Below are 12,447 nucleotides of genomic sequence, written 5' to 3' on the forward strand. Positions count from 1 at the left end.
CTCGCGGTGGTGCGAACCACCAGGAGCACTCACGAGTAGATGGCCTCGATAATGGCCGCGTGGTTCTGGGCCACCTTGTTGCGCTTGAGCTTCATGCTCGGGGTCATCTCGCCGCTGGCCTCGGTGAAGTCCTCCGGCAGGATGCGGAACTGCTTGATCTGCTCGGCGCGGGACACCGCCTTGTTGGCCTCGTCGACGGCCTTCTGCACCTCGGCGCGCAGGTCCGGGTCGTCCACCAGGTCGGCCGCGGGGGTGTCCTCCGGCCGGGAGTTGTTGGCCAGCCAGGACGGCAGGAACTCCGGGTCGAGGGTGATCAGCGCGCCGATGAACGGCTTCTTGTCGCCGACGACCATGCACTGGCTGATCAGCGGGTGGGACCGCAGCGCGTCCTCGAGCACCGCCGGGGCGACGTTCTTGCCGCCCGCGGTGACGATGATCTCCTTCTTGCGGCCGGTGATGCGCAGGAAGCCGTCCTCGTCGAGCGAGCCCAGGTCACCGGTGTGGAACCAGCCGTCCTCGAGGGACTCCTTGGTGGCCTGCGGGTTGTTCCAGTACTCGCGGAACACCACGTCGCCCTTGACCAGCACCTCGCCGTCCTCGGCGATGCGGATCGTCGTCCCGGCGATCGGCTTGCCGACGGTGCCCACCTTGAACGCGGTCTCCACGTTCACCGCGGCGGCCGCGGTGGTCTCGGTGAGGCCGTAGCCCTCCAGCACCGGTACGCCGACGCCGCGGAAGAAGTGCGCCAGCCGCTCGCCCAGCGGAGCGCCGCCGGAGACCGCCGCGATGCAGCGGCCGCCCAGCGCGGCCCGCAGCTTGCCGTAGACCAGCTTGTCGAACACCAGGTGCTTGAGCTTCAGCGGCAGCCCGGCGCCGCCGGAGTCCAGGGCGCGGCTGTAGGCGACCGCGGTCTCCTCGGCGGTGTCGAAGATCTTGCCCTTGCCGCTGCCGTGCGCCTTCTGCTTGGCGGTGTTGTAGACCTTCTCGAACACCCGCGGCACCGCCAGCACGAACGTCGGCCGGAACGAGCCGAGGTCGGCGACCAGGTCCTTGACGTCGCTGGTGTGCCCGAGGGTGACCCGGCCGTAGACGCACATCACGGTGATCGCGCGGGCGAGCACGTGCGCCATCGGCAGGAACATCAGCATCGAGTTGCCCGCCTTGGTCAGCTGCGGGAACGCCTCGATGTCGGCCCGCACCTCGGCGAGCACGTTGCGGTGGGTCAGCACGCAGCCCTTGGGGCGACCGGTGGTGCCCGAGGTGTAGATCAGGGTCGCCACGTCGTCGGCGCCCACCGCGCGGCGCCGCTGGTGCACTTCACGGTCCTCGACCTCCGCGCCGAGCGCGGTCAGCTCGTCCACCGCGGCCGCGGCACCGCCGCTGCTCGGGCCCTCGATCTGCCACACGCGCGAGACCTCGGGCAGCCGGTTCACCACGCTGTCCACCTCGGCGCGGTGTGCCTCGGTCTCCACGAAGACCGCCTTGGCACCCGAGTCGGTGAGGATCCACTCGGCCTGGTCGGCCGAGGAGGTCTCGTAGATCGGCACCGTGGCGCAGCCCGCGGTCCAGATCGCGAAGTCCAGCAGGCTCCACTCGTAGCGGGTCCGGGACATCAGCCCGACCCGGTCACCCGGCTGCAGGCCGCTGGCCACCAGGCCCTTGGCGACGGCCAGCACCTGCGCGGCGAAGTCCGCGGCGGTGACGTCGACCCAGGTGCCGTCCACCCGGCGCCGAAAGCTCACCGTGCTCCCGAAGCGCTCCGCGTTGGCCCACACCATGTCGGTGAGGTTCTCGTCATCGGCCACCGCCGTGGTGGCTGGTGCGCTGAACTCTCGCACGTCGAAACCTCCGAAAACACGCCAGTCCGTGGGGCACAACCTAACGCCGATAGTTACTGAGCGGTAGTCCCCCGTGGGCGACCGCGTCAGCCAGCACAGCCTAGATCCCGAAGTGGCTGCTCGGGGGACTCCGGTCCCCCGGCCGCCCGCGCAGGTCGCACCACAGGCGGTGGGCGGCGGCCCGGGGACGGATTAGGTTCGGGGGAGCAGTCGCTGGTGGATGGGAGTCGGATGCGGGTCCACGTCGTTTCGGATGTGCACGGCAACGTCGAGGCGCTCAAGCGCGCGGGCGACGGCGCCGACGCCTTGGTGGTGCTCGGCGACCTGATCGACTTCGTCGACTACCACGACCACGGCCGGGGGATCCTGGGGCGCGTGTTCGGCGCGGAGAAGGTGGCCCGGTTCGCCGAGCTGCGCCGCGGCCCGCAGCTGTCGGAGTTCGGCGCCTACGTGCGGTCCCTCTGGGAGAGCCTGTCGGACCCGGCCCAGGTGGTCGAGGACGCGGTGCGCGAGCAGTACGCCGAGCTGTTCGGCGCGCTGACCGCGCCCACCTACGCCACGCCGGGCAACGTCGACGCGCCGCACCTGTGGCCGGAGTTCGCCGGTGCCGGGGTGCACGTGCTGGACGGGGGCAGCGTCGAGATCGGCGGCCTGACCTTCGGCTTCGTCGGTGGCACCGTGCTCCCGCCCGGCGCGACGCTGCGCAAGCACGCCGCCTGGGTGCCGTACCTGCGGCCAGCCGAGGAGTACGACGCTGCGGTGGCGGCCCTGCCGCGGTTGGACGTGCTCTGCACCCACCTGCCGCCCGCCATCCCGGAGCTGGTCTACGACGTGGTGGCCCGCCGACCGGAGCTGGGCTCGGCCGCGCTGGTCGAGCGGATCGCCGCTGACCAGCCGCGTTGGTCGCTGTTCGGGCACGTGCACCAACCACTGGCGCAGCGGGTTCGGGTCGGGCGCACGGAATGCGTCAACGTCGGGCACTTCCAGCGCACCGGGCGGCCCTACGCGATCCGCTGGTGAGGGTGACGGAGAACCCAGGTCCTCCACGCCGCTGCCCCTGGTGCCACCCGGTAACCTGCGGCGCATGGTCGATCAGTCCACCCAGTCCATCGTGATCGAGGCCCCCGCTGCGCGGATCATGGACGTCATCGGGGATTTCGCCGCCTACCCGGAGTGGGCGGCGGCGGTGAAGGAGACCGAGGTGCAGTCGCGGACCTCGGAGGGCAAGGCCGCGAAGGTGCGCTTCGTCCTGGACGCAGGGGTGGTCAAGGACACCTACGTCAACGTCTACGACTGGGCGGCCGACGGCCTGTCGGTGAGCTGGGAGCTCACCGAGGGCCAGGTGCAGAAGGCCCAGCACGGCAGCTACCGGCTCGACCCGCTGGCCGACGACCGTACCGAGGTCACCTACAGCCTGGCGGTGGACCTGGCCATCCCGATGATCGGGATGTTCAAGCGCAAGGCGGAGAAGATGATCATGGACACGGCGCTGAAGGAGCTCAAGCGCCGCGTGGAGAGCGCCGAGTAACCCGTTGCGGATCCTGCTGTTCACCGGCAAGGGCGGGGTGGGCAAGACCACCCTCGCCGCGGCCACCGCCGCCCGCGTCGCCGGGGCTGGCGGCAAGGTGCTCGTGGTCTCCACCGACCCGGCGCACTCGCTGGCCGACGCCCTCGGCGTCGAGCTCGGCGCGGAGCCCGCGGAGGTGCGGCTGGACGGTTCCCGCGCGGTGCTGCACGCGGCGGAGGTGCAGACCCGGGCGCTCGTCGACGGGACCTGGCGCGAGCTGCGCGAGCACCTGCGGACGATGCTGCAGGGCGCCGGGGTGGACGAGGTCGACGCCGAGGAGCTCACCGTGCTGCCCGGTGTGGAGGACCTCCTCGCCCTCACCGAGGTGCACCGGCTGGCCGCCAGCGGACTGTGGGACACCGTGCTCGTCGACTGCGGCCCGACCGCGGAGACCCTGCGGCTGCTCGCCCTGCCGGAATCGCTGGCCGGGTACCTGGAGCGGCTGTTCCCGGCGCACCGCCGCGCGGTGCGCGGACTGCTGGCCGGGATCGCCGGCAGCGACCAGGTGCAGCGCTGGGACTCGGTCGCCGACGGGCTCGGGCGGCTGGCGGAACGACTCGCCGCGCTCAAGGACCTGCTCGCCGACCCCGGCACCAGCGTGCGGCTGGTGCTGACCCCGGAATCCGTGGTCGCCGCGGAGACCCGCCGGACCCTGACCGCCTTGGCGCTGCAGCAGATCCGGGTGGACGGCCTGATCGCCAACCGCGTCGTGCCCAGCCCGGGGTCGGCGCGGGGCGCGGCGGCGCAGTGGCTGCGCACCCGGCGCCGCGAGCAGGAGGACGTCCTCGACGCCCTGCGCGCCGCGACCGACCTGCCGCTGCACGTCGTGGAGCACCGCGCCGCCGAACCGGTGGGGGTCGAAGCGCTCCTGGAGCTCGGCGCCGAGCTCTACGCCGAGGCGGACCCGCTGGAGGTCCGGGCGAGCGCACCGGCCATGCGGGTCACCGGTGGCGGTCGGACGCTGGAGGCCGAGTACGCCCTGCAGATCGCGCTTCCGCTGCACCCCGCGGCGGAGCTGGACCTGGCCCGCGTCGGCGACGAGCTGGCGATCACGGTGGACGGACGTCGTCGGCTGGTCGCGCTGCCCGCGGTGCTGCGGCGGTGCACCGTGACGTCGGCGATCGCCGGGGACGACGGGCTGACCGTGCGCTTCCAGCCCGATCCGGAACAGTGGATGCGGTGAGAGCGGTGGACGAGACGCGCAAGCACGATCAGCTGGTCGAGGAGCTGCGGTTGCTGCTCGACGCGCTGGCGGGCAAGGCCGAGGAGTACCTGCGCGGCTGCGCCCCACCCGCTGAGACCGAGCAGCGCGGCTGCGGCTGGTGCCCGCTGTGCGCGGCGGTGGCGCTGGTGCGCGGGCACCGCCCGGAGCTCAACGACCAGCTGCTGGGCATCGTCCAGCTGCTGCGGCAGGCGATGGCCGAACCCGAGGCGCAACCGGCCGAGGAACCCGAACCGGCTGCCTCACCCAAGGTGCAGCGGATCCGCGTGCAGCGGGTGGGAGGGACAGTGCTGGACGGGACCGAGGCGCGGTGCTGACCATCGGAGTGGACGTCGGCGGGACCAGCGTCCGCGCCGCGGTCGTCGATCCGCACGGTGAAATCCTCCAGACCAGCCGGGTTCCCACGCCGAGCACCGGACCCGAACTGAACGCGGCGATCGCGACCACGGTGCGCGGGCTGTCCGACCGGTACCCGGTGGCCGCGGTCGGGCTCGCGGTGGCGGGCTTCGTCAGCGAGGACCGCCGGGTGGTGCGCTTCGCCCCGCACCTGGCGTGGCGGCACGTCGCGGTCGCCGACGAGCTCGCCGAGCGCCTCGGGCTCCCGGTCGTGCTGGAGCACGACGCGAACGCGGCGGCGGTCGCCGAGCACCGGTTCGGCGCCGCGGCCGGGGCCCGGGTGGCCGCGCTGGTGGCCATCGGCACCGGCATCGGGGCCGCCCTGGTGGTCGACGGCCAGGTCTTCCGCGGTGCCCGCGGGGTGGCGCCGGAACTGGGGCACCTGCGGGTCGTCCCGGACGGGCGGCAGTGCTCCTGCGGCAAGCGCGGCTGCCTGGAGCGCTACTGCAGCGGAACCGCGCTGGCCGCCACCGCGGCGGAGCTCCTGCGCGCCAGCGGCGAACCGAGCGCGTTGCGCGAGCTCGCCGAACCGACCGGCGTGGACGTGGCGGACGCGGCGGAAGCGGGCGATCCGCTCGCGCGGCGCGCGGTGGACGACCTGGCGCGCTGGTTGGGGGAGGGGTTGGCGCTGGTCGCCGACGTCTACGACCCGGAGGTCGTGGTGATCGCCGGTGGCGTCTCGGCCTCGGCGCACCTGTACCTCGACGCGGCGCGCGAGCACTACGCGGCGGTGGTCACCGGCGCGGGCCACCGGCCGCTGGCCGACGTGGTCGTCGCGCACCACGGGGACCCGGCGGCCATGATCGGCGCCGCGACCCTGGCCCGGGAGCACGTCCTCAACACCGCCAGAGCTCCCTCGGGAGGGTGAACTCCGGTCAGACCTGCGCGCCGTCGTCGTCGGAGCTGCGCGGGGGTTGGCGCAGGCGCAGCAGGAGCCAGCCGATGCCGCCGCTGATCAGGACCAGGCCCAGCGGCAGGGTGATCGTGCTCGACACCCCCGCCAAGCCCGGGATCAGCGCGAACAGCACGCCCACCACGACCACCGCGATGCCGGCCAGGGTCCCCAGCCGTGGTGTCGGGAGCGGCGGGGGCTCCGGCGGCACGTAGTGCTCGTCCTCCACCTCGGCCGTCGGCGCCCAGTCGCGGGGGCCGCTGTCGGCCGGTGCGGCCGCGGTCGGTCCGGGCGCTTCGGCCCGCCCGCCCTCGTCGGCCGGTTCGCGGTCCTCGGGCCAACGCGCGAAGGTCTCGTCCCGCTCCAGGTCGGCGACGATCTCGGCGAAGGCCGCGTCGATGTCCTCCGGTCCGTCGGTGCTGTCGTGGCGCGTGCTCATACGACTTCCTCGACCTGGTCGCGGTGGATCCGTTGCAGGAGTTCGACGCTACCGCCGACGACCCGCGGCGCGTCGTGGTCCGGCGCCGCTACCTGGGAGCGGTTCGCCAACACGGTCGCGGCGGTCGCCGGTTCGACGACGTGGTCGACCGCCGGACGGGACAGCAGCAGCGGCTGCCGGGCGCCGATGTCGTCCGACCCGTCGGGCGGGGGCGGTTCGGCGCCGGAGAGCACGGGCACTGCGGCCTCCCAAAGCATCGGCGTGCCAGTACCGCTTCATGGTCGCATGCGGGACCGACGAACGGGACGGTCTCGAGTCGCCGAACCCCGCTGGTCCGGTCGCGCCGGGATCGACTAGATCACCATCGCCGCGACCGCATTGTGCTGGTCGCGCGTGCTCCGTAGGCTGAGCAGCGAAATCTTGCTGGGCAGGGAGGCGGCGGCACGGTGTTGTACTGGGTGATGAAGCACATCCTGCTCGGGCCCTTGATGAAGCTGTTCTGCCGTCCGAAGGTCGAAGGCGTCGAGCACGTGCCCAGCACCGGCAGCGCGATCCTGGTCAGCAACCACCTCGCGGTCGCCGACTCGTTCTTCATGCCGCTGATGATGCCGCGCCGGGTCACCTTCCTGGCCAAGCGCGAGTACTTCACCGGCAAGGGCGTGAAGGGCAAGTTCAAGAAGTACTTCTTCTCCGGGGTCGGGCAGGTGCCCATCGACCGCTCCAGCGGCGCCGCCGCGCAGGCCGCGCTGGACACCGGGGTCCGGCTGCTCCGCGAGGGCAAGCTGCTCGGCGTTTACCCGGAGGGCACCCGCTCGCCGGACGGTCGGCTGTACAAGGGCAAGACCGGGGTGGCGCGGATGGCCCTGGAGTCCGGTGCCCCGGTGATCCCGATCGCGATGTTCGGCACCGACCGGGTCAACCCGATCGGCTCGAAGATGTGGTACCCGCACAAGGTCGTGGTCAAGGTCGGCCCGCCGCTGGACTTCTCCCGCTACGAGGGGATGGCCGGTGACCGGTTCGTGGAGCGGTCGATCACCGACGAGATCATGTACGCGCTGATGGAGCTGTCCGGCCAGGAGTACGTGGACGTCTACGCGGCCAAGGTCAAGGACGAGATGACCGCGCAGGGCAAGCAGGTCGCGGGCTGGGGGTCCACCCGCCCGGGCGGCCGGCTGCCGGAGTCGAAGGCGGGCTGACCGGCCCGCGACCGGAGCCCACCACGGCGGCACCTACGCTGACCTGGTGAGGTTCTTCTACGACTGCGAGTTCATCGAGGACGGGCAGACCATCGAGCTGGTGTCGATCGGGATGGTCGACGAATCCGGCCGCGAGTTCTACGCGGTGTCCACCGAGTTCGACGCCTCCCGGGCTGGTGCCTGGGTCCGGCAGCACGTGCTGCCGCAGCTGCCGCCGCCCGCCGACCCGTGCTGGCGCTCCCGCGCCCGGATCCGCGAAGACCTCTACAGCTTCCTGACCTCGCGCGGTTCGAACCCCGAGCTGTGGGCCTGGTACGCGGCCTACGACCACGTCGCGCTGGCCCAGCTGTGGGGCGCGATGCCGATGCTGCCGTCGCGGATCCCGAAGTTCACCCGGGACCTCCGCCAGCGCTGGGAGGACGTCGGCAAGCCGAAGTTGCCGCCCGCCCCGGAGAACGCCCACGACGCCCTCGCCGACGCCAAGCACAACCTGGAGCGCTGGAAGGTGATCGAGGACGTCCGCCGCAAGCGGGGCTTCGCGATCTGACCCGCCCGCGTTCCCATTCATCCGCACGGTTGATCTCCGCGCGTTCCCACGGCGGGTCCGCGCCCGGTAAATACGCGGTTACTTGCTGCAACGATCCAGTCCGTGCCAGGCTGGGTTCGGGGGAGACCCCGATCACAACCTGGCTCACTGAGGAGGCGGCGAGACCATGCCCGCTGGAATGCGTGTCGGAGTGCTCACCGGGGGCGGCGACTGCCCCGGTCTCAACGCGGTGCTCCGGGCGGTGACCCGCAAGGGGATTTCCGTGCACCAGCACGAGGTCCTGGGCTTCCGCAGCGGGTGGCTGGGCCCGGTGGAGGGCCTGACCACGCCGCTCACCCTGGACCGCGTCGAGGACATCCTCAGCCGCGGCGGCACCATCCTCGGCTCGTCGCGGACCAACCCGTACAAGGTCGACGACGGCATCGCCAAGCTCAAGGCCACCCTGGCCGAGCACCAGGTGGACGCGCTGATCGCGATCGGCGGCGAGGACACCCTCGGCGTCGCCGAGCAGCTGACCCACGACGGGGTGCCGGTGGTCGGGGTGCCCAAGACGATCGACAACGACCTGGACGCCACCGACTACACCTTCGGCTTCGACACGGCGGTGCACATCGCCACCGAGGCCATCGACCGGCTGCGCACCACGGCGGAGTCGCACCACCGCGCGCTGGTGGTGGAGGTGATGGGCCGCCACGCGGGCTGGATCGCCCTGCACTCCGGCCTGGCCGGTGGCGCCAACGTCATCCTGGTGCCGGAGCAGCCGTTCGACGTCGACCGGGTCTGCGAGTGGGTGGAGCAGCGCTTCGAGCGCCAGTACGCGCCGATCATCGTGGTCGCCGAGGGCGCGGTGCCGCAGGGTGGCAAGGAGCTGCTGGTCACCGGCGAGCGGGACGCCTTCGGTCACGTCCGGCTGGGCGGGGTCGGGACCTGGCTGGCGGACGAGATCGCCAAGCGCACCGGCAAGGAGTCCCGCGCGGTGGTGCTCGGCCACGTGCAGCGCGGCGGCACCCCGACGGCGTACGACAGGGTCCTGGCGACCCGCTTCGGCCTGCACGCCATCGACGCGATCACCGAGGGCGACTACGGCAAGATGGTCGCGCTCCGCGGCACGGACATCGTCCGGGTCCCGCTGCGCGAAGCGACGGCCCAGCTCAAGACGGTCCCCCTGGAGCGCTACGCCGAAGCCGAAGTCCTCTTCGGCTGACCCAGGTCGGGTCGCACGCCCACGCGAACTGCGACCCGACCCCGAACCCCCCGGCGTGTCGGGCACCCGACACGCCACTGGGGTGTCCGGGCTGCACGCGATTTCATTGAGCTCGCACGTCGGATTTCCATCGAGGTGATCTCGCCGGAAACCTCGCGGGCGGTCGCCCGACACAACCAGTTTCAATTGAAACTGTACCCCCGGGTGAACAGCGAAGCTGACTCCGTTGGCGTCCAGTGCCGATCACGGGCGTTGGGGAAGGGCACCTTTCGTCGACTGAGTCGGCGAGATGTGCCCTTCATCTTTGGCGGGAACGAGCGGTGGCGCGTCGCCGGATGAGTGGGGGTCCGGGCGCAGTTTCAATTGAAACTGCGGTCCACCGGCGTGTCGGGTGCCCGACACGCCGGTGGCGCGTCTGGGGGCCGTGCGGTTCCCATTGAGGTCGGATGCCTGGTTTCCAGCGGAATCGCGCGTCTGGATGGGGCTTGGACAAGGGTGTTCCAGCATGTGGACGCTGGTGTTCCGCCAGTTAGGCTAATCCCTCGCGACTGGGCGTTGGGGCCGTGCACGCGGCTGGGCCGCGCCTGCGCACCCTGCGCCGCGCACGATCGTTCGACGCGGAGGGGAAGCAGTGTCCACGCAACCAGGGGCCGGCGGGGAGCAGGTGCTCATCCGCTCGGCCCGGGACGTCACCGAACTGGTCAACTCGGGTGCCGCGCGGGGCACCCACGCGAAGATGATCGTGCTGCTGGCGCTCGGCGGCATCTTCCTCGACGCCTACGACCTGACCTCGCTGGCCTACGGCATCACCGACATCAAGCAGCAGTTCGGGCTGTCCCCGGCCGGGGCGGGCGCGGTCACCGCCTCGATCAGCGTCGGCGCGATCTTCGGCGCCTGGCTCGGCGGGGTCCTGGTCGACCGGCTCGGCCGCTACCGGGTGTTCATGGCCGACATGCTGTTCTTCGTGGTCTCCGCGATCGGCTGCGCGCTCGCGCCGAACATGGAGGTCCTGATCCTCTTCCGGTTCCTGATGGGCTTCGGCGTCGGCATGGACATCCCGGTCGCCATGGCGTTCCTGGCCGAGTTCTCCCGGTTGAAGGGCAAGGGCAGCAAGGGGTCCCGCACCGCCGCCTGGTCGCCAGCCTGGTACGTGGCCACCAGTGCCTGCTACCTGGTGATCATGGGGCTGTACTTCGCGCTGCCCGAGCAGCACCACGACCTGCTGTGGCGGTTCACCGTCGGCTTCGGCGCGGTCCCGGCGATCGTGATCCTGCTGGTGCGCAACAAGTACATGAACGAGTCGCCGTCCTGGGCGGCCAACCAGGGCGACCTGGAACGGGCCGCGCGCATCCTGCGCAAGTCCTACGGCGTCAACGCCGTGGTGGCCCCGGACGCCGAGGTGGCGGGGAAGCCGGCCGAGCGCCGCGGGCTGCGCGACTTCGCGAGGCTGTTCGAGCCGCGCTACCGCGGCCGGACGGTCCAGGCGCTGACCATCGGCCTGGCCCAGACCTTCGGCTACAACGCGGTCGCCTACGGCCTGCCGATCATCATCACCAGCATCCTCGCCCAGGGCGCGCTGAACACCATCACCGCATCCCTGGTGCTCAACCTGGTCTTCGCGGTCACCGGTGGCCTGCTCGGCATCCGGCTGGCGAACCGGACCGGCGCCTGGAAGATGACCTTCGTGGGCTTCGCGGTGCAGCTGGCGTCGCTGGTGGTGCTGGCGCTGATCGGCAAGCCCTCGGCCGCCACGTACGTGCTGTTCGCGATCTTCGCGCTGGGTGCGTTCATGTTCGCCCAGGCCTCCGGGCCGGGTGCGCACTTCATGAGCTTCGCCTCGCTGAGCTACCCGACGAGCATGCGCGGCACCGGCATCGGCTTCAACCAGGGCACCCTGCGGGTCGGCTCCACCCTGGCGCTGTTCTTCTTCCCGGTGCTCAGCGCCGCCTTCGGCAGCGGCGTCTTCTGGGTGATCGCGCTGGCCCCGCTGATGGGCCTGGTGGCGCTGCTGGTCAAGCGGTGGGAGCCGGTCGGCTACGACGCGGACGCGGTCGAGGCGGAGTGGCAGCGCGAGGAGGCAGCAGTGCGCTGACCTAGGCGGGCTCCTCCCACACCACGACGTCCAGCGTCAGCCGCGTGGCCTCGTCCTGGCTGTCCCGGATGATGACCCGGGCGTAAGCGCCGCCGGAGGTCTTCACGCAGAACGCGGTGCCCGGTTCGATGTCGCTGGAGGAGAGGTAGTCGACGTAGCCCGCTCGCACGCAGTCCTCGTAGGTCGCGTCGGCGGGCACGGGCGCGAGGTCGTCCGGCGCGTAGAGGGTGCCGGAGCTGTTGCGGAGGTCGCTGCCGGAGGTCCCCTCGTCCTTCTTGGCGACCCACAACGGGTCGTCCGAGTCCAGGTCCAGGGAGTAGGCGCTGGTCAGCACGATGGGGTCGTCGCCGGTCTGCCGCTTGACCGGGGGCGCGGCGGGGTCGGTGCTGATGGGTGCCGACGAAGGGGGAGTGGGCGCCGGGCTGTGCGGCGCGGGGCTCGAGGTCGGTGGTGAGGCGGCCTGGCCGTTGGGCGGGGCGACCACGCCGTGCACGGATTGGGTGACGATGACGGTGATCACCACAGCGCCCGCCACGATCCCCGCGACGGACACGATGACCCACCGGTCGACGAGCTTGCCCACGTTCGCGGCTAGGTGCACCACGCCCAGCAGGAGGGCCACTGCGGCGATGACGGCGGCGAGGATCGTCTTCGAGCCGCTCACGAGGGTGACCACAGCTGCGACGTCCGCGACGATCCCGATCGGCCACAACCGCTGCGCCATGGATCTGCGCTCCGGTTGGGCCTCCACCGGTTCCGGCCGCGTGCGCGTCACTGCAGCTCCTCTCCGTCCTGTGCGGAACGAAGCATAGTGATCACCGTGGGTGCTTGGGGCCGGTTCGATCTTGTTGCCGGCGCCCTCCGGAAGCGCGAGATCGCCGGACTGCGGGGAGCGGGCTGTGCGCCGTGGCGCAGCGGGGCGTCAGGGGCGGGTCCGCGCCGCCCGGCGGGGGCGGTCGGGCTGGGGCTCACCCCACAGCTGGGAGCCACCGCGAGCTCGGCGGCGGCTACTGAATCGAGCCCCGCTGGGCTTCCGCATCGTGGGACGGGCTTC

At 71.7% G+C, this 12,447-nt stretch carries 13 protein-coding genes; 9 read left to right on the forward strand and 4 right to left on the reverse strand.

Annotated elements, in window-relative coordinates:
* Positions 1 to 29 precede the first annotated feature (29 nt).
* Entirely contained in the window at positions 30 to 1,838 is a 1,809-nt protein-coding gene (locus ABT324_RS23070) for an AMP-dependent synthetase/ligase (protein WP_351181195.1), read from the reverse strand.
* A 231-nt stretch (positions 1,839 to 2,069) separates the two neighbouring features.
* Between ABT324_RS23070 and ABT324_RS23075 the strand changes: the two genes are divergently transcribed.
* From ABT324_RS23075 to ABT324_RS23095, 5 genes are all read left to right on the forward strand, one after another.
* Positions 2,070 to 2,858: a metallophosphoesterase family protein gene (locus ABT324_RS23075; protein ID WP_351181197.1), complete on the forward strand. Its 789-nt coding sequence runs from the start codon at positions 2,070 to 2,072 to the stop codon at positions 2,856 to 2,858.
* Between the two features lie 64 nt (positions 2,859 to 2,922).
* Positions 2,923 to 3,366, forward strand: a complete 444-nt coding sequence (locus ABT324_RS23080; RefSeq protein WP_351181200.1) for an SRPBCC family protein — start codon at positions 2,923 to 2,925, stop codon at positions 3,364 to 3,366.
* 4 nt (positions 3,367 to 3,370) lie between these two features.
* Positions 3,371 to 4,588: an ArsA family ATPase gene (locus ABT324_RS23085; protein WP_351181203.1), complete on the forward strand. Its 1,218-nt coding sequence runs from the start codon at positions 3,371 to 3,373 to the stop codon at positions 4,586 to 4,588.
* Entirely contained in the window at positions 4,585 to 4,944 is a 360-nt protein-coding gene (locus ABT324_RS23090) for a hypothetical protein (protein ID WP_351181206.1), read from the forward strand. The genes ABT324_RS23085 and ABT324_RS23090 overlap by 4 nt, the downstream gene beginning before the upstream one ends.
* Complete coding sequence (locus tag ABT324_RS23095; protein WP_351181209.1) at positions 4,938 to 5,891, forward strand: ROK family protein; 954 nt, start codon at positions 4,938 to 4,940, stop codon at positions 5,889 to 5,891. The genes ABT324_RS23090 and ABT324_RS23095 overlap by 7 nt, the downstream gene beginning before the upstream one ends.
* 7 nt (positions 5,892 to 5,898) lie before the next feature.
* On the opposite strand, the gene ABT324_RS23100 is transcribed toward ABT324_RS23095, so the two are convergent.
* A complete protein-coding gene (locus tag ABT324_RS23100; protein WP_351181212.1) occupies positions 5,899 to 6,354 on the reverse strand; it encodes a DUF308 domain-containing protein in 456 nt (151 codons plus the stop codon).
* The gene (locus ABT324_RS23105; RefSeq protein ID WP_351181215.1) at positions 6,351 to 6,593 is read right to left on the reverse strand and encodes a hypothetical protein; all 243 of its coding nucleotides are present in this window, start codon (positions 6,591 to 6,593) and stop codon (positions 6,351 to 6,353) included. The genes ABT324_RS23100 and ABT324_RS23105 overlap by 4 nt, the downstream gene beginning before the upstream one ends.
* Before the next feature lie 207 nt (positions 6,594 to 6,800).
* On the opposite strand from ABT324_RS23105, the gene ABT324_RS23110 reads away from it, so the two are divergent.
* From ABT324_RS23110 to ABT324_RS23125, 4 genes are all read left to right on the forward strand, one after another.
* Complete coding sequence (locus tag ABT324_RS23110) at positions 6,801 to 7,550, forward strand: lysophospholipid acyltransferase family protein (RefSeq protein WP_351181218.1); 750 nt, start codon at positions 6,801 to 6,803, stop codon at positions 7,548 to 7,550.
* A gap of 46 nt (positions 7,551 to 7,596) precedes the next feature.
* A complete protein-coding gene (locus tag ABT324_RS23115) occupies positions 7,597 to 8,097 on the forward strand; it encodes a polyadenylate-specific 3'-exoribonuclease AS (RefSeq protein WP_351181221.1) in 501 nt (166 codons plus the stop codon).
* Positions 8,098 to 8,275: 178 nt separating this feature from the next.
* Entirely contained in the window at positions 8,276 to 9,301 is a 1,026-nt protein-coding gene (locus tag ABT324_RS23120) for a 6-phosphofructokinase (protein ID WP_351181306.1), read from the forward strand.
* Positions 9,302 to 9,932: 631 nt separating this feature from the next.
* A complete protein-coding gene (locus ABT324_RS23125) occupies positions 9,933 to 11,393 on the forward strand; it encodes an MFS transporter (RefSeq protein WP_351181225.1) in 1,461 nt (486 codons plus the stop codon).
* Position 11,394: 1 nt separating this feature from the next.
* Here the strand turns inward: ABT324_RS23125 and ABT324_RS23130 are convergent, their stop codons facing one another.
* Positions 11,395 to 12,168, reverse strand: coding sequence for a hypothetical protein (locus tag ABT324_RS23130; protein WP_351181228.1), 774 nt, complete (start codon positions 12,166 to 12,168; stop codon positions 11,395 to 11,397).
* Between the last annotated feature and the right edge of the window lie 279 nt (positions 12,169 to 12,447).

Origin of the sequence: Saccharopolyspora sp. NPDC000359 (assembly GCF_040300525.1) — a bacterium.
Classification (GTDB): Bacteria; Actinomycetota; Actinomycetes; order Mycobacteriales; family Pseudonocardiaceae; genus Saccharopolyspora.